Here is a 25,060-nt window from a genome sequence, read left to right as displayed (position 1 = left end):
ATCCCCCTCAGTGCTGGAAGGGGGACGTCTCGGCTTGACCCGGACCCTTCCAGCGCCCGGAGGAGATCGCCTGAGGACAGGTCGTCAGGTACTCCTGGTAGGACTTGGTGTCATCCTGACTCCAATCCTTGCCATACGGATTCGGCGGCCGGCAGTACGGCATCAACATGAAGGCGCCGGTATAGGGCGGCATCGGAATCCAGCACGGCGCCGGGTTCATCTTCCTGTCCTGCCCCTTGGTGCAGAACAGGAAAGGATCGTTGTAACGATAGGTCAGTTTCCCGTAATAGCCCTGCTGCGCATCGAGCCTGAAGCTCAGCAGCACCAAGACGACCAGACCGATCTTGAAGATAATCTTCATGAAGTTCCCTCTCTACAGCGCGCCATTGCGCACTGGTCTCTAATTACGGCTGAACGCCTGGTTGGATGATAAAGCCAATTGCGTTACCACTGTCTACACACACACGCCGTTTCGGCCCCCACCGAAGTACCGCACCCCTGCCGAACCCGCGCCCGGCAGGGGCGATGACTGGCTCAGCGCTGCGGGTCCGAGAAGCCCTTGGACGGCTCGGTCGGGGGCGCCTGTTCCATCGGCGGCGCCGGCTTGTCCCACTGCGGGTTCTTCATCGTCGAGGCGAACTCATCGATGACTTTCTGCACCGAGCCACTTTCAGGATTGCGTACGGCCGCGAACATCCGCTCGACAAAGCTGGACGAACCGCCCTCCTCCCGTGCCTTCTCGGGCGCCGACGGGGCCTCCCCGGCCTTGCCCGCCTCGCGCGACAGTTCGGATAGTTTGCCCCAGGTCTGCGGCCCGGCGATACCGTCGGCCTTGATCCCCTGCGCCCGCTGCAGGCCCAGCAGGGCATCGCGCGTGGCCGGGCCGAAATGCCCATCATTGGCCAGGGCATTGCCTGCGGCATCCTTGTAGCCCAAGGCGTTGAGCTGCTCCTGCAGCGCCGTCACCCCGGCCCCCTGGGCGCCGACACGCAGGATCTGCGTCGCGCTGGCCGCCGGTCGCGCGCCGCCTTCGTGGGCCGCGCCCCGCTCGCTGCCGCGCAGTTCGGGCAGCGGGTCGACCTTGCGACCGTCGCGCCACAGCTCGAAATGCAGGTGGGTGTCGCCCTTGGCCGGCGTGTTGCCGCTGCGCCCCATCGTGGCGATCTGCTGCCCCGCCTCGACGCGGTCGCCATTGCGCACCGAGATCTGGTCCAGGTGGAAGTACTTGGTCATCGAACCATCGTCGTGCTGGATCCGCACGGTATTGCCGGCCGCGCCGTTGTTGGGCGTCACCGTGACCTTGCCACCGGCGAAGGCGGCAATCGGATCGCCGACGTCCCCCTGGATGTCGATGCCACCATGGGTGCGCCCGCCACTGCGCGCCGTGCCGAACTCGCCCCGGCCTTCGCGCGGCTTGTCGGCCTCGTTGATGCGCTCATTGCCCGGCGCCGGCCAGGCGATACCCGCCGCCCGCTCCGGTTCGGCCGGCCGGTTGCGCTCGTTCTCCGGCCGCGCCTGCTGCGCCGCCAGTGCCTCGCGGGTAGCCGCATCGGCCTTGCCACTGGGATCCAGGGCATTGGCGGCCTGGAAGCTGCGCACCGCTTCGGCGGTGTGCTGGCCATAGATGCCGCTGCCGGTTTCCAGCGCATTGCCCTGGGCGTCACGGAAGCCCATCTGGTTGAGCGATTCCTGCAGTGCCCGCACCTCCTCGCCACGCTCGCCACGTTGCAGCACGCCATCGGCCAGCGGCGCGGCCACTGCCGCGGCACGCGCGGCGGGCGCCACCGCCGAGGCGGTGATGCCGCGGTCGGCAATCTCGATCGCGGCGTACTTGGCATTCCAGTACTGGGTGAAGGAGGTGGCCAGGTCGCGGTCGTTCATGTCGCGGACGCCCGCGAACGGCTGGCCGGTCACGCGCTCGAAATCACGCGAGCTGATATTGCCCAGGATATTGGCCCGGGTATCGTCACGGGAAAACTCGCCGGTGGCGATCGCACGCTGGATAGACGCATAGCCACCGCCGCCCTGCTGGTGCGCCAGGTACATGTCCAGGCCGTTGGGCTGCTCGGCGCCGGACAGGAAGGAATGCCCGGTCTGGGCCTGGCGGTCCACGATCTGGGTCCGGTTGCGCGCGTACAGGGCCGCGGCCGCCTCGGTATTGGCGGCGGGATCGAACTCACGCCCGGTCAGGCCGAACTCGGCCGCCGTGCTGGGCACGAACTGGAACAGGCCCTTCGCCCCGCTGCCGGTGTTGTGCGCCGTGGCGTTGAAGTTGCCGCCGGTTTCGATATACGCAAACCGCAGGAAGTCTTCCCGCGGAATACCACTGCGCTCTGCCTGACGCTCGATTACGTCGAGAATCTCGCCTCTGTCATTCGTGCTGGCCATCATTGGCTCCTCAGATGAAGTGCGGCCGTGGGCCGCAGGACGTCAACCGGACTCGATCCATGAGTCATTTACAGAGCGGTCAACTCGAAAGTTTATCAGGGCTGGTAACGCCCCGCCTTCGCGTTAAAAGTATAGGTCAGGGCATCGACCGGCCCAAGGTCACGCAGCGTCCCGGGACCGGAGATCGCCTTGCCGGCCAGCCCCACCTTCAGGGCGGGCAGCCCGGACGCGCCCGGCGCGCCGAAAGTCAGCTCGCCGGTGCTGACGGCACACGGCATGACCTTGCCATCGTCGCAGGCGGCCGAATTGTCGCTGCCGGCCGCGATGCTGCCCAGGTAGCCCCAGCGGCGGAACGACAGGTCGTCCACGTTGGCCGGGTCGAACAGGAACAGGGCAAAGGAGGCCGTGGCCACGCCGTCGGCAAACCGGCGCGTCGGCACCGCAAGCACCAGCCGGCCGTCGTCGGTGGCGTGCGACTGCGCCTTGCGCGTTGTATCGACCGGGTCGCCCTGGTCGTTGGCCCCGAACTCGCCCACGTAACCGTCGGTATCCAGCTGCGACCACACCGGCTTGGCGGCATCGCCGCCCTGCACGAAGGTCGCCTGCGCGATCGCCACGTGGCCCGGCTCCATCAGCCCGCCCTCCGCCTCCGGCCCCTCGGTGCCTTCGGTACGGGTGGCGAACCCGGTGAAGTAATGCTTGCCCTTCAAATCGAAAGCATAGCCATACCAGTAACTCACGATGACGCCGCCATCCACTTCGTACGTGAACGCACCATCGCCGTCGCGCTGGTAGATGACATACAGAATGCTATCGGGAGAAGGCGGTTTGAGCGCGGTCATACCTGGGTCCTTTTGCTGTTCCACGGCGGGCTGTGCTCCGACAGCCGTTTCTGACGTGCGTGTCGCCGCGTCGCCATCCTGCTGGCCGCAGCCGGCAAGCATACCAATGACCATCGCCAACAACGCCAATTTTGCCTGTCTCATGCATCCTCCATCGATACGTGCCGCATGGGTGGTCCCGCGCCTCAGGCGAAGCGGGCCGCGTCCTGCGACGGTGGCGGAGCGTGCTGGGCCGCGTCTCGCTGGGTCGCCGCCTGCACCTGCGCGTCCACGCGCTGCTGCCAGGCCTGGCCGGCCTCGGAGTTCTGCAGGCTGGCCGTGGCCGCACGCAGGTCTTCGGCGTTGCCGCCCCGGGCGGCATCCAGCAACCGCGACACATTATCCTGCCCCGCCCCGCCTCCTTCGCGCGTCGGGGTCGCGGCGTCGGGCGCCCGCTCGGACAGGGGTCGGCCAGTGGTCTGCGCCTCCCGCTCCTGCTGCTGGCGCGCCGGCTCACCGGCCTTGACCGGCCCGCGCACGTGGTCGACCACATCCTCGATCGCGCCTATGGGCCCGCGTGCGCCGATGGTCACCACCCTGCGCAACCGCTCCACATCGCCGCGGTAGTTGTCGATGGCGTCCTTGTGATCCTCGGCGCGTGCCTGCGCGGCCGGGTCCTGCAGCACGGACTTGTCCGGCTTGCCGTCGCCATCCACCGGCAGGAAGTTGTGCGTGCTGTGCGACCCCATCGACCGCGCGGCCGCCACGACCGGCAGGTCGGGCGTGATGAAATCCACGAACCGGTTGTCGTGATAACCCGACTGGCGCAGCACCGAGATTTCCTTCTCGGTCGCGTAAGTGCGGACCTCACCGTAGTGGCCACTGGCCGCGCTCACCACGTCGGCGGCCATCACATGATTCACCATGCGATCGTTGGGGCCCTCGGGGATGCGTCGGTCCAGGCTGCCCGCGCCATACGCATTGAAAGTTTCACCGCGCAGGTCGTAGTGGTGCGCACTCACCTGGGCCAGCGTGCCGCCCAGCGAATGACCGGTCACGGTCACTTCCGGCGGATTGACGCTGCTGTAGGTGCGCGCATAGTGCAGCGCCCGGCCGGTCAGTGCGATCGCATCGTCGGCCTGCGGGTTGGTTCGCGACAGCACCATCGAACCGTCGGCCACGATGCCGTCTTTCCAGACTTCCTCGGTGCCGCGGTGCGCCACCACGATTTCACCGGAGTCCACCTTCTGGTAGATCGTGCCCTGGTAACCGGTGTTGGGATTATTGGCATGCTCGACGACACGGTACTGCGTGCCATCGATGACAACCTTCTCTTCGTCGTTCGGACCGCGCTGCCCGACCTTCAGATCCTGGTAGGAATGCGCCGCCAGCCCCGCATACTCCTGGGAGGGAACCGTCATTGGGTGGTCTCCTTGGCCGTCACGGTGATGCTGAAGAAGGCATCGCGCTGATCCGCGGCCTGTCGGCCCTGCGCGGTTTTCAGGTCGGTGTTGCCGAACTCACGGAACCCCGCCATCTCCGCACGCGGGTAATAGCCCGTCCAGAAATGCTTGGTGCGGCTGCCCTGGCCCAGGATCGCGGCGGCCGGCAGATCGGCGACGAAGCGCGTATCGGCCTCATCCTTGCCGGCCTGCAGCACAACGCGCGCCTCGGTCAGCTCCCAATGACAGACCCCTCGTCCGTAATAGTCCTCATCGACGATGCCGTCGGCATATACCGTGCCGGCATATTCGGTATCGGATACGCGCGTCAGGCTGACGGTTTCGTTGCTGGTGATGCTGAGGAAGACCCCGGCCAGCTCGTCCTTCTTGCCGCACTCGGCCTCGTTGCTGACGTCGTACTGGGCCACCGCGCTGACACGCGTGAACGGACCCGGCGCCCCGTCCAGCACCACCCGCACCTCGAAGGCGCGTCGAGGGGCCGGATTGAGCGTACGCAACGGCGGAGCGTCGGGGGAAGTCTGCAACGATGCATTCATGGGAGCGACCGTGTTGTTTTGCCCGGAACAGGCGGCGATGGGAACGATCAAGGCACATGCCACGGCGAACTGGTGCAGCCGCAGGCGCGACGTTCGTGACGATTTCTCGATGATCGGCATACTCATGGCGAGGCGTGATGACCTTGTGATGACAGCACGCGCTCGTGTGACCCACCGTAGGCGTAATGCCACGGATGAGGCTGCGTCATGCTGGGCGACGGGAACGTACGACCGTCCCCAAACGGCGCCGTGCAGCGCCGATGATCCCGCGTTGCGGGCATATGAAAATGTGATGGGAGCAGATCGAGGCCAGGCCAATCCGGCGCCGGCCTTTCAGTAATAGCGAGAAAATCCCCAACCACGCATGTAACAGCCATCATTGGCTCCAGAGGTGAGTGACGGCCGAAGGGCCGTTTGACGTCAACCGGACTCAATCCTTGAGTCTTTTACAGGGCGGTCAATTCGAAAGTGCATCGGGGCATGGCCCCGCCTTCGTGTTGAGGACTCAGCTTACCCCATGGGAACGGGCGAGGCCAAGCCCCTCGAAAACGCCCCGCCGGGGCCGGGCGAAGGCCGCCCGGGCTCGCTCACCGGCGACCGGGATCAACCGCCGGGCAGTGCGCAGCCCTCGCGGACGACCTTGCAGTCGGGGCCGCAACGACGCAGGGCGCGCTTGGTGGTCTTGTCCAGCGTGCGCTCGGCCGGCGGTGCGCTGGCGATGATGTGGCCCGCACTGCCGGCGGCAAGCACCGCGCAGGCATTGGCGAACACCGTCTCTACGACGCAGTCACCGCCGCCCTTGGCCCGACAATCGGTCAATGCCGCGGCCTTGGCCTCGTCCTCGCTACCGGCCTTGTCCATCCAGCCGTAGGCCTGGCCTTCGCCGATGGCAATGGCCCCCCAGCGGTCGGACGGAGGCGCCAGGCGCCCGGAGCGCTGGGCCGCCATCATCGACGGCAGCGTCACCGTGTTGTACTGGACCGAGCCGGGCTGCTGGGCGAAGACGTCAGCGGAGGGAAACAGCACGATACCCGCGAAAAGAAGTGCGACATTCCATTTCATATGCAGCGTCCTTGAGTGCAGAGTGGATAGCAGTCCCGTTGAGAGTGTACTGCGACCGCTCCGCGGTGAGCCACCGAGGCATCTTGAGTCCGTAGAACGCTCAACCGGCTCTGTGTACCCGTAGGGGATATCGTGCACCCAGCGTAGCCGCACCTTCTCAGTGCTCTTGCGCGCAGGGTTTCTGCCGATTGTCCTGCTGCCGGCTGCAGACCTCGCCCCTCGCCTGATTCCGCGAAATCAGCCAAAGACTCTGCGGGATGTCGACAGCTGGCTCGAGACCTAATGCCCCGCCGCGCAACCTTCCCGCACTATCTCGCAATCACTGCCGCAAGCGCTCATCGCCGAGTTTCGAAGTGATTCCATGGACTCTGAATCGACATCGTTGACAACCCACCTAAGCTTCGTCGGAGTAGCAGCAATCACAGCGCAGCCGTTAAAAAAAGCCTTAAGGATTCTGCAATTCTTCCCTCCATTCGCCTTGCATTCTTGAACCGCGCCAGCCTCCGCCGCTTTTTTCGTCCGGGCGTTTAACGTAAAGCCGAGCTCACGACCAGCCCCAAACGCGATCGCGCCCCAGCGGACAGGCGAGTTCTGCAACGTATCCCCAACGCCGTGTCCAGGGAGGTACACGGTGTTGTACTCGACTGAGCCAGGCTGCTGTGCGCCAGCAGTAGCCTGGATGAGACCGACCAACAGAAGCGCCACACCACTGAACAGGACGGATCTCATCAGCTTCTCTCAAATAGAAGAAGTCCGCTCATCAAGCGGAACATTCAAGCGAAGGTCCCACCCAAAGGCCGGACCTTGTCATCACCCTTCCTTCCCGCATCCCCATTTCATCCTCGCATCCCGACCGCGACTGGACTCAGTGCCCGGGCAGAAAAGATGCCGGATTTAACGCCTTGCCTCCGCACATCCCTGACGGACGATCCTGCAGTCATCTCCACACATCTTCATAACTTGCGACTTAACCGAATCCAGAACCTGGGGCCCGGCATCATCACTGGCCCAGTTCGCCTTTCCTGGCTTGGCCGCAACCGCAACGCATTCATTAACGAACGTCGTCACTACCTTGCAGTTCTTCCCGCCACTGGCAACGCAGTCGGCCAACGCCAGCTTCTTTGCTTCTGCCTCCTCCCTGGTGCCGATGACAAAGCCAAGCACCTTTCCATCCCCGGACGCGAGCGCCCCCCAACGATCGACCGAGTTTGCCCGTGTCGTGTCGCCGACACCGTGACTTGGGAGGAAAACGGTGTTGTACTCAACCGAACCAGGCTGCTGCGCAGCAACGAAGGCCGTCGCGCACATCAGCAAGAGAAGCATCGACACGCGCTTGAAACCCTTCACCCAATGATTCTCCGAGCAATGACGCACTCTGTAGGCGCGGCGAGATGAGAACCACACCGCTTATTCATTCACTATTACCTTGCGATCGTCACCACCAGCCGTAACTTACGCTCCGTGTGAAGCCCGACAAACGAACAATTCTGTAACGACGCCGGTCTCAGAAGATCGATTTATCCCCAATTCAACCCACGGCCGGCGAAAGACATCACCGCCATTGACGCGGACATGGCTATCAGCACCGACATCAACAGGCCGCCTTGTCATTCTACACCGCAGCGAATCTAATGCCTTGGAAGAAGCAGAAGACCCATCTACCGGATGAGAAGGTGGAGTCTATCTGCAAACCGGATAGTGAGCGCGAGGCCCGCGAGTGGCCACCGAATGAACACATCGGACTTTGCGCCGGTGCCCGTGCTTCCGCTTAATGCGTTCTTTCACGCGATCGGTGCTCACTGCCAAGCCCTGCGACGCGAGATACGGCGCGAGAACCTCACATCGCCCAGTTGGCGGGAAGAACCTGGGTGTTGTATTGCACAGAGCCTGGCTGCTGTGCAGATACGGAACTCACCGCAGTAGCCAATAGACAACACGCGGACAGACCACTTATCAACTTCATGCTCATTAGCCCCTTCGTTAAAATGCCGGGCGGCCTCACCAGAAGCATCCATGGGCACAAATTCAATCTGGTAGGGCGAGGAAGCTACCCAGAATGAAGCTGGAGCTCATCGGTACAACAGGCAGTGACTGAGTGGCGCACAAGCGGCCTCTAACCGCCCATTCGGAGTTTTCGGTAAGGGAGAAGGCAACTACCAGCAACAGCAGCATCGCGCACGGAGTAAGCCTGATGATGTGGAGCACTGGGACCGGAGGAGCGGCCCTAACGTCGCCCAGTGAAAGGCGTAGATCGCTCATACGCCGATGACGGCTGCGCTAAGAACGCAATGCCGCTCGCCACTGACATTAGCGCACCGGACTGGCACATCCCTCGCGAATGATCCTGCAGTCGTCCGCTCCGCACTTGCCAAGTGCTCGTGTCCTGAGCCATTCCGCCGAATGCTTCGCCGGATCGGCCGTAGACCAGGAGAACTGGCTGGAATTCATCGTAACGACGGCGCAGGAATTGACGAAGGTCTCTTCCACCAAGCACTCCTTGCCACCGGCGGCGACGCAGTCACCGATTGCTGCTCTCTTGGCCTCACTCTCCGACTTGGCACCCACCATAAAGCCAAGCACTGCCCCTCTACCAGTGGCTACTGCCCCCCAACGATTCCCAGGGTTGGGGCGCTGTGTGTCCCCGACGCCGTGTGCTGGAAGGTAGACCGTGTTGTATTCAACGGTACCTGCCTGCTGGGCGTTCGCCGGAGCGATTTGCCCGAAAAGCACTGCCAGAAAAGCACACCCTACTGCAATCTTCACTGGACCCCCTCGAATTGGGCTAATGCGACCGCTCACGACGCACGGGAAGGTTTCGCTGCCGCCTCCGCGCGCTACCCCGCCTTCACGCTGCCGCCCCTTGCCATCACCTTGTCGCAGGCTCTGGCCGACTCAAGCGCTCAAGGGACGTAGCGGTCAAGAACTGAAATCAGCACTCTGCAATGCCATCAGTTTGGGACCGTGCAGCCAGAGCGAACAATCTTGCAATCTTCCAAGCCACACTGCTTTATAGCGTCTTTCTTCGTGTAGGCAACACTTCGTCGCGTGTATGCGGTATACGACACTCCGTACATTTGAGTACCGAACGCCAAGGCCGCGCAGGAGTTGGCAAACGTACCAATTATCTTGCATTTGCCCCCACCGGCCGACTTGCACAACTCGAGAGCACCCGCTTCGGCTTCCTCCTTGCTAGTCGCGTCGTCTTTCCAGCCCAAGCGGTCGCTCTTATCCATTGCGATCGCAATAGCTCCCCACCGGTCCGGCAAGGCATTACGAGCGACAATTCCGTTCGCGGGAAGAACCTGCGTGTTGTATTGCACGGAGCCCGGCTGTTGTGCGGATGCGGCACCTCCGAAGCCAATCACCAAAAGAGACGCGGAGAACAAATGCCTGAGTCCGAATTTCATGACGCTCCCTTTAAATGACATTGCAATTTTTGCAATGCGCTCGATTCACGCTGACCTACCGGGCGACCGATACCAATACACGGACACGCTCGAAGCATGCCTAAGTGGCCACCATTTCGAATTGAAATTTCTACCCCAGCGTTCGCTTGTGGACCTGTGATCCATCTCTCGAATCATGACAACGGGGTTCAGTCATATGCCGAGGTTCGAAGTGTCCCTGGCTGACGAAGCACAGCGGCGAGTGCATTCTGGATGGCCTGTAGTAGACCGCGGCGCAGTTGCAGACCTCGGCCCTGGTTTGCTCCTGCGCATGCAATTGCTAGCGGAGATTGACCTCAATCTTGGCTTCAGGGATCCAGTTCATCACTATGGCTCGGCCGGTCACACGTAACCTGCCAAGCCGAGCGCTCCAGGCGCGCGTCAATTAACCCTTGGAGCCATCAATCGACAGAGGCGGCGTTGGCGATGGTATCGCAGGTGCCGCCGGCAGCCAACGCGGCGTGAGCATTGGCGAACTTGGTGTCCCTTTGTGTCCGCGATGCAGCAACCGCCCACCTTGCCGCCGCCATCAGTCAATGCCAGCGCGTGGGGGTCGTTTTAACTGCCAGCCTTTCCATTTCGCCGAGCTAGCCTATAGAAGCACCATCCCGATAAAGAGACACGCCGGCAGCCTGATATCAACGCATATCTCTGCCCGATCCGCTGCCGAGCGTTCGCCGTCGATGGACTCTGCCGAATAAAGTGCTCAAGGCACGTAGCGATCTGAGAATCGAATCAACAGCCTATAAGACCGTCAGTTTGGGACAGTGCAGCCAGAGCGAACAATCTTGCAATCATCGAAGCCACAGTGCTTTATAGCGTCCTTTTTCGTATAGGCGACACTTCTCCGCGTGACCCCGGTGTACGACACTCCGTACCTATCAGTGCCAATCGCGAGGGCCGCGCAAGAGTTGGCAAAGCTACCAACCACTTTACATTTAGTGGCACCTGCCGACTTGCACAACTCTAGAGCAGCGGACTCAGCCTCTTCCTTGCTGGTCGCGTCGTCCTTCCAACCCAAGTAGTCAGTCTGATCCGTTGCTATCGCAATAGCACCCCACCTGTCTGGCAAGGCACTTCGAGAGACAATTCCATTCGCGGGTAGAACCTGCGTGTTGTACTGCACGGATCCAGGCTGCTGTGCAAATCCGGAATTTGCGAATAGAACCAATAAAGAACAGGTGGAGATAATTTTAATCAGCTTCGCGCTCATTAGGCCTCCTTCGTTGGAACGCGAAGAGGAGGGACGGGCCCAGACCGAAGTCGCAGTTAGAATTTGTAAGCACACCCCTCCCGGATGATCTTACAATTTTCCCCACATCCTTTCAGTGCCCGCTCCCTCAAAGTCTTAGCGGTGTTGCGGCTTGGCGACCCGCTAGACCAGTAGTTGGCATCTGGGCTACTGGCAACGGCGATGCAAACATTAGTGAAGACGTCCTCAACCTCACAGTTCTCGCCGCCACCAGAGGAGCAATCTGCAACCGCCTTCGTCTTTGCCTCCTTTTCAGAGCGCGCATCAACCACGAATCCGAGTGCATCACCCTTACCAGTGGCAATTGCACCCCATCTATCCAACTCCGACGCGCGGACCGTATCTCCTACCCCATGGGCCGGCAAAAATACGGTGTTGTACTCAACGGATCCGGGCTGCTGTGCCTGGGCAGGGGCCGTTATCAAGCCGGCTACAAGAAGGACCGATCCACTGAACAAGGATAATCTCATTTACATCTCTCCAATCGATGAAATCTTGTCTATCCAGGGAAAGCGGAAACGAGTGCCTCGCGCGTAACGTTACCCCTTCTTATTACTTTTATGGTCCCTTTCTCCAGACTCTACGCGATTGGTTCCCTGCGTAAAGTCAGACTGCTGACCAGTGCTGTTGCGACCCACGTTACCGAAGCTAGAGTTAGCCGCAAATGAACCAAGCGTGCCGTTGAAGAACATCGCTGCCATCGGCGGGGACATGACCATCAGCACCGACATCAACAGTCCCACCCCACCCTGCTGCACCGCAGCGGAACTGATGCCCTGGCCGAATCCGAAGGCGCCCATGACGCCTGTCACCGGAGAGCCGGGGTTGGACGCGGCGTAGTACGCGGCGATCATCAACGCTGCCGACACCGCGACGACCTTCGTTGCCACCGAAACCATGAACGACAGAACCGCCATCGAGAACATGGTGCCGATCCCGTAGAGCAACCAGCGCTTGAACAGCTCCTTGGTCTGATCGAAAAGGAGGCAAAGGATGAAGATCGGCGCGAAACCCACGAACAACACGAGGCCGATCTTGTACAGAAGCAACATGGCCCCGCCAATGACCGAAGGCCCGGCAATACCCACGCCGATCAGGGCGGAGGTCTTGGCCTGCTTGTCCGTGTTCTCCTGATCCTTGATGGTCGGCAACGCATCCATCAGCGTGAAGATGAAGCCCATGATCTTCAGGTTGTCGTCGATGGCGTCCTCGACCTTGTCATCCTTGCCGGTGACGACCTGATGGATTTCCTGCGGCAGCGAATCGGTCAGGAACTTCGTCACATTGGTGCCCGCGAACGACATCGAGGTGGCCGCGATGACGATCAGGAACGCACGCAGCGAGCCCACGACCAGAGACATCAGCGATTCACGGCTTCGCCCCGTGATGATCATGAAGCCCTGCATCAGGACCCACAATGTGAGCAAGGTCAATGAAACGCCACTGACCCAGCTGGTCGCGCGGCCGAGCATGTCGCCCTGGAAAGACTCAATTTCGTTGTTCACCAGTTCGAAAAGACCGGTAAAGAACGCCCACTGGACGAAGCCAGAGGGGTCGAATGGCATAGCGAAGAGCAGCATAAGTTTTCCCCGGTCCTTTAGAACGACGACGCCGCGCCGCTGAGCAAGCCAGACAAGCTACTGCCGCCGCCGCCCTTGAGCGCGTTCCGCGTGAGCGCGACCTGGGTGTTCTGGATATGCAGAATCCGCGCGTCGTAGGCAGCCATGTAGGTCTGGTAGCGATCCCGATCGTTATCCATCAACGCGGTGAGCGCCAACAGCTCGTTGGTGTTGTACTGGAGGTTGGCGTAGTCGTTTGCAGCCAACTGCCGACGACGCGTCTGGATCTGCTTCAGGCGATCATAGTTCTCCTTGGAGCGGTCGAACATGCGCATGGAGAATCGATACTTGGCCAGTTCGGTCTTGGCCATCTCCTGGCACAGCTCCAACTGGTGCTTGGCCAGTTGGGTATCGGCGCCCTTGACGCACAGATTCTCCATCGACATCACTGTGGCGCCGGGCTTGATCTTGTCCAGCTTCTCGTCACCGGTCGGCTCGGCCACCATCGTCGGCGTGTCGTCGTTCTGCCGTTTGCTGACGCTCAACTTCGTGTTGATGTCGTCCAGCTGACCGGTCACGGTGCCCTTGTTACCCAGCTTGCTGTCCAGCTTGCTCTGCGTCTTGGAGTCATTGACCTCCCACGCCGCCATGGCCACACCGGCCCCCAGCAACGAGGCGATGGCCAGCGACAGCACCAGCCAACGGTTCGCCCTCGGCAGCACGGGACCGTTGCCAAACATGCGGGTCCACGCGGCATCGAAGCTGCGCTCGGTACCACGATTAAGATTGCCCTGGGATGCCATTTTCCACCTCCACTAGTCTCTATCTGGGTTATACAGCCAGTGCGCGCCGGATATCAGCGCGTAACCGCCCGCCTGCGTTCAGAAGTTTCCCCGCCTGTCTTGCCACCACGGCCGGAGCCCTTGCGGTTTGCATAGAAGGCTTCAAGCCATTGGTCCGGGGTCAATTCCGATCGGTCGATTTCGAGTCGCTCGGCCTGCTCGCGCACGATGCGATCCATGATTTCAATGTTGTCCGTGCTGGCCGAGATGACCGCCAGGGCGTCGTCCATGCCGCGCAGGTTGAGCTGGCAGACAGTGGAGCCGTGGCCCTGCTTGACCAGGAAGCTGCGCGAGCGTTCGTCGAGCTTGACGACCACCTCGAACTCGGCCTCGGTCAGCTTCAACCCCTCCATGTACTCCTCGCGGGACGCATTGGGGTTGGGCAGCAGGATCAATGTGGCGGTCTGTTCGATCAGCGCCGCGGAGATGTCGCTGGCCAGCGCATCTTCCGGGCTCTGGGTGGCGAAGATGCCCAGGCCGTTCTGCTTACGGATCGTCTTCTGCTTGTTCTTGGCGAAGTCCTTCAGCGCGCCACCGCCGTCGAGGATCTTCCAGAATTCGTCCATCACGTAGATCAGCGGGCGACCGTCGATCAGCTCCTCCAGGCGGTGCAGGAGGTAGTTGATGACCGGCACGCGCACTTCGACGTTGTCGATCACATTGGTGTAATCGAAGCCGATGATGTTGGCCTTTTCCAGGTCGATGATGTCGACCGGGTTGTCGAAAACCCAGCCCAGCGTGTTGCCGGCGGTCCACTTGCGCATACGCGCATACAGGCCGTCGTCGCCCATGTTGGGCAGGCTCTTCTGGAAGTTGGTCATGGTCCGATACTGCATCGGCATGTCCAGCATGCTTTCCACCGCGCGGAAGATGTCCTCTTCTTCGCGTGCCGAATAGGTGACCTTGCCGGCCAGCTCCTTGACCAGGTCGCCGAGGAACTGAACGTTGGCGTCGGTGTTCTCGCACTGGAACGGGTTGAAGCCGGTGGGCTCGCCGTTGTCCAGTGCCAGGTAGTTGCCGCCGCAGGCGCGCACGAAGATCTCGGCGCCGCGGTCCTTGTCGAAGAAGAAGATGGTCGGCGACGGATCGTACTTCTGCACCTGGCTGAGCAGGAAGTTGATCAACGCGGTCTTGCCGGTACCGGACTTGCCGATCACCATCGTGTTGCCGATCGCCTTCTCACCCAGCGAATTCTCGGCCGGGTGGGTGGCATGGAAATTGAAGTAGTACGGCTGCCCGTTGGTGGTCTGCAGCACGGTCAGGCACTGGCCCCACGGGTTGTTGTCGCGCTTGCCGGTGGCGAAGTTGTGCAGCGGCGACAGGCCCAGGAAGTTCAGCGAACTTACGTTGGCCACGCGCGTGCGGTACTTCCAGTTGCCCGGCAGCTGCGAGTAGAACGAGGAACAGACCGCGAGGTCTTCCTTGGCCGAGACGAAACCGGCGTTGGACAGCTCGGCACGGGCCGTTGCCAGGTTGACCGACAGCGACTTCTGGTCGTCGGCGTACAGCGTCAGGATGAAGTGGTACTCGCCCAGCACGAAGTTGCCGGACGCCACCTGGTCCATGGCGTAATCCATTTCGGAGATCTGGCTGACTGCCTTGTCTCCGGAGGAAATCATCATGCCCTTGGTACGCTCGAGGATCTTGAGCGCATCCTGGCGGCCCATCGGGCTGAAGGAATGGGTGATGACGTACTCGAAATCCAGGTACTTCAGGTTGTTCAGGATGCCCGGATAGGTGGCATCCGTATATTCCTTGATGTTGAGGATGGCGCCGTAGTGGTTCTTGCCGCTCGGGGTGTTGATCACGAAATCGCCCGAGCGCGCCGAGAACATGTGGCGCGAGACCGGCAGGTAGTCGTAGACCGGTGCCCGCAGGACGGGCACCGGCTCTTCGACCCGGTTCAGCAGGTAGCCGAGGAAGCTCAGCACCTCCGAGAACACCACGCCGTTCTTTTCCTCGTACATGCCCAACTGGACCGGTGCATAGTCCTTCAGCACCGCTTCCACATTGCCGGCCAGCTCCATGATCTTGCCCACGGCCTGGTCCTCTTCGGACTGCAGCCGCGAGACATCCGCGGATTTCTCCACGAACCGCTTGCCGGACACGATCGGCCGGTAGAGCATGGTCAGGTACAGCTCGTTCTGCATGATCTTTTCAGACGAGAGCCGCTGGAAGTACTCATCCGACAGCTGCTGGTTGAACACATGCTCGTACGAACTGCGCAGCTCCACCCGACCGCGTCGACGGATGTCGTGCACCCAGAACGCGACGTTCACGAAATCCGGCGCACGCAGCGTCTGCAACATCCGGTTGAAGGTGTTGTGCCGGTGCTCCAGCTCCCACTCTTCTCGCCCGACAAACGGCAACCCATCCAGGCGCCAGATGATGAGGTAGTCGCCGCCCGTCGTTTTCACGACCTGCGGTGACACGTGCGAAGACAGCGGGATGAAATCGGCGATCGGGGTATCTGGCGCCAGCATTGGACTAGTCCGTGGAGGATTCTTCGAGCGACTTGCGGTAGCTGTTGGGTGTGAACACCCACATGCCGTTATGGTGCTTGATGTTCCTGGCCCTGAAGCGGAACTGCAGCCGCAGCCCCAGCAGGCGGAAGATCATTTCGTCCCGACGGGCCATCTGCCGCATGACCATGATGATCACCGGCAGCAGCAGCAGGAAAAACATGTTGAAGTAGAACGTGCAAAGAATGCACACGCCCGCTGCCATGGCAAAGGGGAGATACGGCACCCCCATGAACATGGCCGGGCGTGTGCAACCGCGAAATAGCGCGTTCTTATGCATACTTCAGCAGGGATTCCGCGATGACCATGGTGGTGGCGGTCACGTCGGCCGGCAGCAGCATCTTGGCGATCTGGGCGGCGGCGCCGATCAGGAAGCCGCCGATCAGGACCGGTGCCACGTCGGCGATACGCTTGTGGGCGAAGGCGATCTGGTAGCCGGCGAAGATCACCGCGATGGTCACGACCGCGATCGACGCGACGTTGAGGATGCCATTGACGTTCTCGAAGAACTTGTTGACGCGGCCGGTCGCACCGGTGCCGTCCTGTGCCATGGCAATCAGCGGCAGCGCGAACAGGGTGGCTGCAGCGGTGGCCGAGGAGACCCGGCGGGCGATGGTGGAGAGGTGACGCTTGGCTTCGATCTTCATGGGTTGAATCCCCGTGGTTGTGGAAGGAGAGAACTGCGCTTTACTACAAGGCCGGGCATCGGCCGGAGTCGAAATCGACCTAGAACACCAACGCGGCGTCCCTTTCAGGGACTCCCGCGGCCGGTGTCTGGTTCGAAATCGGTGAGCGTCGCCCCGCCGCCCCCGAGGGCAGCGTAACGGGCGGTGCACCGGACGGTTGTGAAACCGGGGGCGCACCACTGGGTTGGAGCAGGACCGGCGCGTCTTCGGAACCCTGTGCGCCGGCCAGAATGGCCTGGAGGGCGGCCTCGGGGCCGGTGCCGCCCTGCCCTGCGGCACGCCGCGCGGGCACGGCCGTGGCCGGGTACACGGACTGCGCGTTGGAGGTCGGATAGACGCCGTTGGCGGTGGAGGTCGGATAGACCGAACTGGCCTGGGACGAGGGATAGACCTGGCCGGCCGCCGCCGAGTACCCGCTGCTGCGGGTGGCCGGCGCGATCCCGGCCCCGCTCAGCGCGGCTTCCTCGATCCGGCGCAGCACGCGGCTGGCCGCCGGCTCCACCGGCACCTGGATCCGGGTGACCGGCGCGCTGCCGCCGCGATTGCGGATGACCGGGATGGCACCGCCAGCGGCGGCGACCGAGCCGCGCCAGGAGGTCATGACCTTGTCCACGTAGCCGTGCCGATAGCCGGTGGTGAAGTTGCCGGAGTAGTAGCAGCTGAAGGCCTTGCCCCAGTCCTGCTTGGAACGGCTGTAGCACTCGGCCAGGATGCGCGAGCCCGCCTGCAGGTTCGGGCACATGCTGAAGGCCTTCTCATAACTGTCCAGCCCCTGCTTCTGCAGGTTGTAGCGATTGACCTGGGCCAGCCCCAGCGAGAAGTTGTAGCCCTCGCGTTCCAGCATCTTGGTCGTGGACAGGGCTTCGCCGAGGTTTTTGGGCTGGCGCGCCAGCCGACCACCGACGACGCCGATGGCATAGGGATTGAAGGACGATTCCACGCGGACGACGTGGTGCATGACCTCTGCCGGCACGGCCAGTTCGGTGCATGCCGCCAACTCAAGACCTGGCAACATCAGGAGCCCCTCCTTCCAGTGGTGCGCGCAACACGTGCACGCAACGCAGGCGAGCGTCCGCGGATGACGCTGGTAGCGATACCGGTCATTCCGCGAGCCCTCGGGTGGGATCGAAATCGATCCCGGTAATGAAACGGCGGCCGGCATGCGCCTTGATGTGCACCACCACGTCGATGGTGAGCTTCAGCAGCCGCTTGATGACCTCGAACTCCAGGCCCGAGCCTTCGTTGGAGGCCTTGACCATCAGCGCGAGCTGGTCCCAGGTCTGCGAGGTGCTGCCGGCGTGGCAACTGGTGATCGAGCCGGGGTGGCCGGAGGCGCAGTTGCGGATGAAGTAAAACGACTCATCGCCGCGCAACTCGGCCAGGATGATGCGGTCCGGCTTCATGCGCAGGCATGCTTCCATGCACGACTTGGCGGTGATGTTGCTTGAGCTCTGCCCGCCCTTGGAATACAGCAGGTGGACCACGTTGGGCTGCGCCAGGAACAGCTCGCGCGCATCCTCGATGGTCACCAGGCGCTCCTGGTGGGAGATGTGGTTGACCAGCGACTTCATGAAGGTGGTCTTGCCGCTGCCGGTGGCACCGGAGACCACGATGTTCTTGTGGTACTGGACGGCCTTCTTGAAGAAGGTGGCGTAGTCGCGCTGGGCACGCAGCTCGACCAGCTCGCGGTCGTGGTCGCTCAACGTGGGCGCCTGCTCGAGGATCTCGCTGAAGAAGCCGTCTTCCTCGTATTGCTCAAGTGACTTGCCGAACCGTGCCGGCATACGGATGGTGATCGAGACCCGCCCCGAATCGCAGGCGGGCGGGATCACGAACTGCGCACGCTGCCCGGTCGGGAAGGTCAACGAGACCATCGGGTCGGCATCGGTGATGCGCTGGCCGGTGTTGCTCTCGTTGACCACCGTGGTGCAGAACTGCCGCGCACGCTCATAGGTGAGCGTGGGGGCATCGGCGCGGTGCCAACCGTCGCGGGTTTCCAGGTACAGCTCACCCGGCCGATTGATACAGATTTCGGTCACGTCGGACGACTGCATGTGCTCGCCGATTCCCAGGATATGGTACTGATAATCCAGGAAATCGTTGGAGACCTTGGCGACGGTGGCCGTTTCGCTGCTCATTCCAGTGTCTTCGCTCAGCGGATCACGGCCGAGAAGTCGACGTCGCGGGAGACGTAGACGTTCACGATCGTGCCCTGATTGATGGTCACCGTGGCCGGACGGGCCATGTTGCGTTCCATGGCGACGTTGGCCATGCGCTCCATGGTGCGTGCGGTGGCGCTTTCATACGGGTTCTGCACGACGGCACCGTTGACGACGGTCGAGCTCTCCGGACCATTCTCCGCGGCGGCGTACTTGAAGGCATCCGCCAGGATGCTGATCAGCAGCGACGAGGCGATACGCTGGCCCCAATGCGCGTTGTAGTAACCCGGATTGCCGGCCGAGCCGAGGTTGTCCACGCCCGGGCTCTTCATGTTGACGTCCAGGCCGGTGGGCGTGGTGATGCGATCCCACACGATCGCCACGCGGTCACCGATGGTGTCGTCCCCGCCGTAGGAGCCCTGGATCTTGGAACCGCGCGGCAGCAGCAGGCGCTTGCCGTCGAACGAGTAGACCGGTTCGGTGACCACGCACGAGGTGTAGCCCGGGAAGTCCGAGATCACGCGGGACTGCAGCACGCAGCGGATGTACGTACCGCGCAGCAGCAGCGTGCTCGGCTTGTACAGCGGCTGTGCGCTGGTCGGGCCGTCGGCGGCACGACGCGGCGGCGGCGCGGCCTGGGCACCGGGCATGCCGGGCATCATCGGGTACGGCGGCTGTGCCTCACCCTCGCCCTGCGCGGCGGCCTGGGCCGCACCGGCGTCCAGCATGCGACGCTCCAGCAGCGACATCGGCTCGGGCTGGCGCGGACCGCCGTTGTCGCCCATCAGCATCGGCTCGGGCCTGTCATCGACCACCGGCAACGGCGGCAGCTGCTCGACCATCTGCGGGGCCTGGGCAACCGGCTGTTCCGGCGGCAGTTCCGGCAGGTCGCGCGGCGCGGCAGGAATGACAACCTGCGCGCTGGGCGCCTTCTTGACCTCTTCCTTGTCGGAGGAGAGGCCGCCGGAGAAGATCCAGATGGCCAGCGCACCCAGCGCCAGCACGATCGCCGCCAGGAAGGCGAGCGCCTTGCGGTTCAGGCGCTGGACGTCGTCGGCGCGCAGGTACGGCGACGACTCACCGTCCAGGTCCGGCTCGGCGCCCTGGCTGCGGCGGGTATACGGGTTGGAGTAGTCCGCCGGCGCGGGCGCCGGGGCGCCAGCCGGTACGGGCTCGTGGTCATGCTCGTTGGGAGGAATCTGATTCACAGCTCCGGCCTCCTGCGCAGGGCGATTGCATTGTCGCCGTGCCGCACGACGAGATAGGCGTAGGTGCCGTGCACCACGATGGTGTCCCCTTCGATGGTCGAGTTGACGATGAACTCCTCGCCCGTCTTGCTGTCACGCGCAAATACCGCGGGGAAATTGCCGCTGGGGAAGCGCGAACGGTCGCCCATGCGAAGGTAGGTGAAGCGACGATCGTCATACACCGAAGCCGGCACCAGCCAGGTCGGCTGACGCTTGCGGTAGGTGTAATCGTAGTTGTAGTAGTAGTCGCGCCCCGGCACCACGTCGGTGCTCAGCTCGGAGACGGCTTCGTCTTCCTTCTTCTCTTCCTGCGCGGCGAACAGGGTGTCGGCCGGGTAGGTGAAGCGGACCTTGTACTGCACGCCGGAGGACTTGGCGTCTTCCAGGGCGCGCCAGTTGGTGGCGACGACCTTCAGTTCGAAGATGTAGGAATGAGCCGCGGTACGCACCATCAGATTGGTGTCCACGTCCACATTCTTGGGCTTGAGGTAGAACACGTTCTCGCGCCGGCTGATTTCCCAGCCGCCGCCGAAGCCGCTGCTGTAGTCCAGGATTTCTTCATGCGGACTCAGCTCGATCTGGGTGGTGATGCCCAGGCCGGTGCGGATGGTGTACACCTTGTCGGCGCCGTATTCGTACTCTTCCACGACCTTGGCCGAGGCTGGCAGTGCCAGGCCCGCCATCATCAGCAGAGCCAGGCCGCCGCGCAGGAACGCCTGCATCGGGCTACTCATCGTACAACTCCCCCTTGTTGACTCTGTGCGTTCATCTGTTCGGCTGGCATCGGTGGCAATGCGCCGGTATTGGGATCCTGCGCCGGCATCACGCCGGGTGCTGCGCCGGGCACTGAGCCAGGCACCGCACCGGGCACGCTGCCGGGTGCCGGCACGGCGCCGGGATAAGCCACCTGCGCGGCAGCAGCCGGGTCGGCCTGCATCGGGGCGGCAGCCGCGCCATCGGGACGGAACACCGCCGCAGACGGTGCGGTCGGCGTGGGCGCGAAGTCGTTGTCCACGCGGTAGTTGGTGACGCGGAACCCCAGCGGATTGGCCAGGCGGTCTTCGTCGCTCAGGCGCATGGTCTTGTCGTAGGTGTATTCCATCGTGGCGATCTTGCTGTCCAGCGGCTGGGTACGCCCGTTGCTCTTGTCATACACCGTGCGCTGGAAGCGGACCGTGGCGCCGGTGGGCACGCGCCCTTCCCCGCCGCCGATCAGCACGATGCTGAGGATGCGGACATTGACCGCGCGCGACGCGCCGTACAGCCGGAACGGGCGTTCCGGATTGCTCTCGGCGTGCAGCGCCATGTACGCCGGCGCGACCGCCGGGCCGGCCATGGACAGCGTGGTGCGCCAGTTGCGCTGGCCGATCAGGCCCGAATCGTAGGACTCGCGCGCCAGGATGAACTGCGCCACGTTGCTCTTGTTGATCGCTTCTTCGGCGGTGACCTCGCGGTCGGCGAAGTTGCCGGTGAGGCGTGCCACCGACGCGGTGCCGGTGTAGGGATCGGCCATGACCAGGTACGGGACCTTTTCCTTCAACGGCAGGAACAGGAAGTAGCCGCCGGCCAGCAGCAGCGACATCAGGATGGCCGCCCAGGCGACCATCCAGGCCCGCCGCTCGCTGCGACGCGCGCGCTCGGCCAGGGTGATCTCGAAGTTCACGCCCTGGGAGACGGCCCGGTCGATTTCGGGCGAGGTGGTTTTCTTTTTACCGAACATGCGGGGCGCCTCGACTACTGGTCAGAGGCATCGGCGGCCGAAGCCCCCGCTGCGGCGGACGCACCAGCGACGCTGACGGTGATGCGTGCGTTGTCGACCGTGACCAGCACGCCCTGCGGGGCATAGGCCGCCGACAACGCCGCCGCCGCTTCGCCCGCACTGGAGGTGCGGATCTTGGCGACCGGGCCGTACAGCGTGTAGTCGTTGGGGTGCTGGTAGGACAGGGTCAGCCCCGAATCCTTGGCCCAGCGCGTGACCAGGCCCTTGAGGGTCTTGTCGATCGGCGCGGCCTGGTAGATGTAGGACTGGTTCAAGGGAATGGCGATCGTCGTTTCGGACATCCGATTGACCGGCATCCACTTGCCACGCGGCTCGGACGCCGGCGGCGTAGCGCACCCGGCCAGGACGGCGGTCAGAGAGAGTAATGCGACGGCCATCACATTTCTATTCGGCTTACTGCAGTTCACGAAGTCACCGTAGACATAGTTTTTGTATGCAGCAGATCGCTGCCCGACACTCCCCCCGGGGGGAGCAAGCAGTACGTACCACTACTGGATTTCAGTGCGATGTTTGCCGCGTGCAAGCGACGGCAAGGGGCTCCCACACCCCGGAAGAACCTTGGCAGGCCGCGGCCCGCTCTTCTTTCCCCGTTTGACATCAATCATCTGGAAATTCCTTTTCCGACTACACCATCGACTGCTACACAACGTGGCAATCGCTTCATTCCCCGTGAAGCTGCACCAGACCTTCACACGAAATCATACGAGGCGAACACGACCGGGATGTGAAGGCTTCTTCTTGTGAAGAATATTTCACGCGGACGAGTCACAGCGTTGATCGAAATGGCAATATGCCATGCGAACGATTTACGAACAAGCACTGAACACTGTCAGATAATTCTTACAATGTGTGACACGCATCAGAGTCGCCGCGCGTCATTCCAATCTGGCAACATGCGTCTCCCGCCTAGATGGCCCCCCTGATTTCGACAGGTGCGTAGTGGATCAGACACGGATGGAAGAGTTCGTCACCAATTCCGCATTGCTTGCGGGACACCTGACACAGCAATGTGACAAGGCGATTGCCGACCAGAAGCACGCCGCCGCCGAGCTGCGGCAGGCGGCCGCCGACGTTGGGCAGGGCGTTGCCGCTGGACGCGCGGAGTTGGCGCACAGCGCGCGAAGTGCGGTGCGCGAAGCGCTCTCGCAGGAAATTCCGGCGGCGGTGGAAGCCATCGCCGAATCCGGGGATCGCCTGCGCCAGCTGGCCGACCAGCTGCAGCGCGAGCACCTGTCCGCCGCATCGCGGATGCGCGCCCTGGCCTGGAAATCGCTGATCGCGATCGCACTGGCCTCGGCCGCGATCATCGGCGCCACCGCCTACACCGCATGGAACAACGTGCAGCGTGCGCAGCGGGCGCAGGTGGACGCACAGGTGCTCGAAGCCCTGCAGCAGGTGTCCATCACCTCCTGCGACGGGACGCCGTGCGTGAAGCTGGCCGATGACCAGCGCCGCTGGAGCAAGAACAGCGACTACCTCTTGGTCGATGGCAGCGGCGCCGCCCCGGCCCCGAAGGCGAAGTAACGTGGCCACCCCCACGCCGCGCGGGCAACCCGGCGGCGTGGCATCATTGCCTCCCTCTGCAAACGCACGCACGTCCGAGTCGAAGGAATCGCCTTGAACAATCCCCGTATCCTGATCTCCGCCGTGCTGGCGGTGATCCTGGCCATCGCGGCACTCTACCTTTCTGGTCTGCTCACCCTGCTGTTCCTCGGGCTGGATACCGGCGCGACCAAGTTCGGCACGTACTACCAGTACGTCAAGAACCTCAACCACCCCCAGGTGATGCCCTACGCCGGGCGCATCAAGGCCGCTGGCGCCATCTCGGCCGTGCTGATGTTCGCCGGCTGGCTAGCCGTCACGGTGATGATGTTCAAGCTGCGCAGCCACAGCAACATCCACGGCAAGGCGCGCTTCGCCGGCATGATGGACCTGGCCAGCAAGGGCTTCTTCAAGCAGAAGGACGACGGCATCGTGCTGGGCCAGATGAACGGCAAGCTGCTGCGCCTGACCGGGCAGCAGTTCGTCATCCTGGCCGCGCCGACGCGCTCGGGCAAGGGCGTGGGCGTGGTCATCCCCAACCTGCTGGACTACCGCGAATCGGCGGTGGTGCTGGACATCAAGCAGGAGAACTTCGACCTGACCTCCGGCTGGCGCCAGTCGATCGGGCATGAGATCTACCTGTTCAACCCGTTTGCCGAAGACCGCCGCTCGCATCGCTGGAACGCGCTGACCTACGTGTCCAACGACCCCGCGTTCCGCGTGTCCGACCTGCAGGCGATCGGCGCGATGCTGTACCCCGATGGCGATGACAAGGACAAGTTCTGGACCGGCCAGGCCCGCAACGCCTTCCTTGCCTTCACCCTGTATCTGTTCGAACAGGCCGAGTCCCTGCCCGGCTCGCCCAAGCCGACCCTGGGCCAGGTGCTGCGCCTGTCCTCCGGCGACGGCACCGAGCTCAAGCCGTACCTGCAGAAGATGGCCGAGGCGCCGTTCCTCAGCGCGCAGGCGCGCACCGCCTTCGCCGGCCTGCTGTCGCAGGCGGACGTGACCTTCGCCTCGATCATCGGTTCGTTCCGCGAGCCGCTCAACCCGTGGTTGAACCCGGTCCTGGACGCGGCCACCAGTGGCGATGATTTCCGCCTTGACGACGTGCGCCGCAAGCGCATGACCATCTACGTGGGCATCCAGCCGAACAAGCTGGCCGAGAGCCGCCTGATCGTGAACCTGTTCTTCAGCCAGCTGATCAACGTCAACACCAAGACGCTGCCGCAGAACGACAAGGCGCTCAAGCACCAGTGCCTGCTGCTGATGGACGAATTCACCTCGATCGGCCGCGTGGACATCATCTCCAAGGCGGTCTCGTACATGGCCGGCTACAACATCCGCCTGCTGCCGATCATCCAGTCGATGGCGCAGCTGGATGCGGTGTATGGCAAGGAACTGTCGCGCACGATCATCACCAACCACGCGCTGCAGATCATCTACGCGCCGCGCGAACAGCAGGATGCGAACGACTATTCCGAGATGCTGGGCTATACGACGGTCCAGCGCCGTTCGCGCACGCGCTCGCATGGGCCGTCCAGCTCCGTGTCGGACAACGAGGTCCTGGAGCGGCGCGCGCTGATGCTCCCGCAGGAGCTCAAGGCGATGGGGCCGGACAAGGAAATCGTGCTGTACGAAGGCCTGCCGCACCCGGTGCTGTGCGCCAAGATCAAGTATTACAAGGACAGCTACTTCACCAAGCGCCTGCTGGAAAAGGCCGAGGTGAAGCCGCTCACCCTGCAGCACTGAGGC

At 62.9% G+C, this 25,060-nt stretch carries 25 protein-coding genes; 2 read left to right on the top strand and 23 right to left on the bottom strand.

Going from position 1 to position 25,060, the window contains the following annotated elements; all coding sequences use genetic code 11:
• Nucleotides 1–7: 7 nt before the first annotated feature.
• From AC06FD_RS04810 to AC06FD_RS04700, 23 genes are all read right to left on the bottom strand, one after another.
• Nucleotides 8–361 (bottom strand): hypothetical protein, encoded by a 354-nt coding sequence (locus tag AC06FD_RS04810; protein ID WP_449334480.1) that lies wholly within the window; start codon nt 359–361, stop codon nt 8–10.
• Nucleotides 362–534: 173 nt separating this feature from the next.
• Nucleotides 535–2,388 (bottom strand): peptidoglycan-binding protein, encoded by a 1,854-nt coding sequence (locus AC06FD_RS04805; RefSeq protein ID WP_478077117.1) that lies wholly within the window; start codon nt 2,386–2,388, stop codon nt 535–537.
• A gap of 95 nt (nt 2,389–2,483) precedes the next feature.
• Nucleotides 2,484–3,374, bottom strand: a complete 891-nt coding sequence (locus AC06FD_RS04800; protein WP_478077116.1) for a hypothetical protein — start codon at nt 3,372–3,374, stop codon at nt 2,484–2,486.
• Between the two features lie 41 nt (nt 3,375–3,415).
• Nucleotides 3,416–4,630, bottom strand: a complete 1,215-nt coding sequence (locus AC06FD_RS04795; RefSeq protein WP_478077115.1) for a Tle-like phospholipase domain-containing protein — start codon at nt 4,628–4,630, stop codon at nt 3,416–3,418.
• Nucleotides 4,627–5,334: a hypothetical protein gene (locus AC06FD_RS04790; protein ID WP_478077114.1), complete on the bottom strand. Its 708-nt coding sequence runs from the start codon at nt 5,332–5,334 to the stop codon at nt 4,627–4,629. The genes AC06FD_RS04795 and AC06FD_RS04790 overlap by 4 nt, the downstream gene beginning before the upstream one ends.
• A 477-nt stretch (nt 5,335–5,811) precedes the next feature.
• Nucleotides 5,812–6,270, bottom strand: a complete 459-nt coding sequence (locus AC06FD_RS04785; RefSeq protein ID WP_478077113.1) for a DUF4189 domain-containing protein — start codon at nt 6,268–6,270, stop codon at nt 5,812–5,814.
• Between the two features lie 279 nt (nt 6,271–6,549).
• On the bottom strand, nt 6,550–6,999 hold the full coding sequence (locus AC06FD_RS04780; protein WP_478077112.1) for a DUF4189 domain-containing protein: 450 nt from the start codon (nt 6,997–6,999) through the stop codon (nt 6,550–6,552).
• 165 nt (nt 7,000–7,164) lie between these two features.
• Entirely contained in the window at nt 7,165–7,617 is a 453-nt protein-coding gene (locus AC06FD_RS04775) for a DUF4189 domain-containing protein (RefSeq protein WP_478077111.1), read from the bottom strand.
• 960 nt (nt 7,618–8,577) lie between these two features.
• Complete coding sequence (locus tag AC06FD_RS04770; RefSeq protein WP_478077370.1) at nt 8,578–9,000, bottom strand: DUF4189 domain-containing protein; 423 nt, start codon at nt 8,998–9,000, stop codon at nt 8,578–8,580.
• 218 nt (nt 9,001–9,218) lie between these two features.
• Complete coding sequence (locus tag AC06FD_RS04765) at nt 9,219–9,677, bottom strand: DUF4189 domain-containing protein (RefSeq protein WP_478077110.1); 459 nt, start codon at nt 9,675–9,677, stop codon at nt 9,219–9,221.
• 793 nt (nt 9,678–10,470) lie between these two features.
• Nucleotides 10,471–10,929: a DUF4189 domain-containing protein gene (locus tag AC06FD_RS04760; RefSeq protein WP_478077109.1), complete on the bottom strand. Its 459-nt coding sequence runs from the start codon at nt 10,927–10,929 to the stop codon at nt 10,471–10,473.
• Nucleotides 10,930–10,985: 56 nt separating this feature from the next.
• A complete protein-coding gene (locus AC06FD_RS04755; protein WP_478077108.1) occupies nt 10,986–11,438 on the bottom strand; it encodes a DUF4189 domain-containing protein in 453 nt (150 codons plus the stop codon).
• A gap of 69 nt (nt 11,439–11,507) precedes the next feature.
• Nucleotides 11,508–12,548, bottom strand: coding sequence for a TrbL/VirB6 family protein (locus AC06FD_RS04750; protein ID WP_478077107.1), 1,041 nt, complete (start codon nt 12,546–12,548; stop codon nt 11,508–11,510).
• A 17-nt stretch (nt 12,549–12,565) separates the two neighbouring features.
• Nucleotides 12,566–13,330, bottom strand: coding sequence for a hypothetical protein (locus AC06FD_RS04745; RefSeq protein WP_449334494.1), 765 nt, complete (start codon nt 13,328–13,330; stop codon nt 12,566–12,568).
• A 53-nt stretch (nt 13,331–13,383) separates the two neighbouring features.
• Nucleotides 13,384–15,852 carry a VirB4 family type IV secretion/conjugal transfer ATPase gene (locus AC06FD_RS04740; protein ID WP_259203022.1) on the bottom strand — a complete coding sequence of 823 codons (2,469 nt, stop codon included), beginning with the start codon at nt 15,850–15,852 and terminating at the stop codon, nt 13,384–13,386.
• A gap of 4 nt (nt 15,853–15,856) precedes the next feature.
• Nucleotides 15,857–16,171 (bottom strand): VirB3 family type IV secretion system protein, encoded by a 315-nt coding sequence (locus AC06FD_RS04735; RefSeq protein WP_312236662.1) that lies wholly within the window; start codon nt 16,169–16,171, stop codon nt 15,857–15,859.
• Complete coding sequence (locus AC06FD_RS04730; RefSeq protein WP_394163528.1) at nt 16,164–16,538, bottom strand: TrbC/VirB2 family protein; 375 nt, start codon at nt 16,536–16,538, stop codon at nt 16,164–16,166. Before AC06FD_RS04730 ends, AC06FD_RS04735 begins: the two co-directional genes overlap by 8 nt.
• Before the next feature lie 79 nt (nt 16,539–16,617).
• On the bottom strand, nt 16,618–17,592 hold the full coding sequence (locus AC06FD_RS04725) for a lytic transglycosylase domain-containing protein (RefSeq protein ID WP_478077106.1): 975 nt from the start codon (nt 17,590–17,592) through the stop codon (nt 16,618–16,620).
• Nucleotides 17,593–17,677: 85 nt separating this feature from the next.
• Complete coding sequence (gene virB11, locus AC06FD_RS04720) at nt 17,678–18,715, bottom strand: P-type DNA transfer ATPase VirB11 (protein WP_259203025.1); 1,038 nt, start codon at nt 18,713–18,715, stop codon at nt 17,678–17,680.
• A gap of 14 nt (nt 18,716–18,729) precedes the next feature.
• Nucleotides 18,730–19,944 (bottom strand): TrbI/VirB10 family protein, encoded by a 1,215-nt coding sequence (locus tag AC06FD_RS04715; protein WP_259203026.1) that lies wholly within the window; start codon nt 19,942–19,944, stop codon nt 18,730–18,732.
• The gene (locus tag AC06FD_RS04710) at nt 19,941–20,717 is read right to left on the bottom strand and encodes a TrbG/VirB9 family P-type conjugative transfer protein (RefSeq protein WP_394163523.1); all 777 of its coding nucleotides are present in this window, start codon (nt 20,715–20,717) and stop codon (nt 19,941–19,943) included. Before AC06FD_RS04710 ends, AC06FD_RS04715 begins: the two co-directional genes overlap by 4 nt.
• On the bottom strand, nt 20,714–21,703 hold the full coding sequence (locus AC06FD_RS04705) for a VirB8 family type IV secretion system protein (RefSeq protein ID WP_478077105.1): 990 nt from the start codon (nt 21,701–21,703) through the stop codon (nt 20,714–20,716). The genes AC06FD_RS04710 and AC06FD_RS04705 overlap by 4 nt, the downstream gene beginning before the upstream one ends.
• A 14-nt stretch (nt 21,704–21,717) precedes the next feature.
• A complete protein-coding gene (locus AC06FD_RS04700) occupies nt 21,718–22,044 on the bottom strand; it encodes a hypothetical protein (protein ID WP_259203029.1) in 327 nt (108 codons plus the stop codon).
• 673 nt (nt 22,045–22,717) lie between these two features.
• On the opposite strand from AC06FD_RS04700, the gene AC06FD_RS04695 reads away from it, so the two are divergent.
• Both AC06FD_RS04695 and AC06FD_RS04690 read left to right on the top strand, forming a co-directional pair.
• Nucleotides 22,718–23,287 carry a hypothetical protein gene (locus tag AC06FD_RS04695; RefSeq protein WP_259203030.1) on the top strand — a complete coding sequence of 190 codons (570 nt, stop codon included), beginning with the start codon at nt 22,718–22,720 and terminating at the stop codon, nt 23,285–23,287.
• Nucleotides 23,288–23,380: 93 nt separating this feature from the next.
• Nucleotides 23,381–25,057: a type IV secretory system conjugative DNA transfer family protein gene (locus AC06FD_RS04690; RefSeq protein WP_394163520.1), complete on the top strand. Its 1,677-nt coding sequence runs from the start codon at nt 23,381–23,383 to the stop codon at nt 25,055–25,057.
• Nucleotides 25,058–25,060: the final 3 nt, after the last annotated feature.

Source organism: Stenotrophomonas sp. Steno-Z1 (assembly GCF_056393175.1).
The sequence above is the reverse complement of the archived record's forward strand: the minus strand, read 5'-3'. Positions and strand labels throughout refer to the sequence as shown.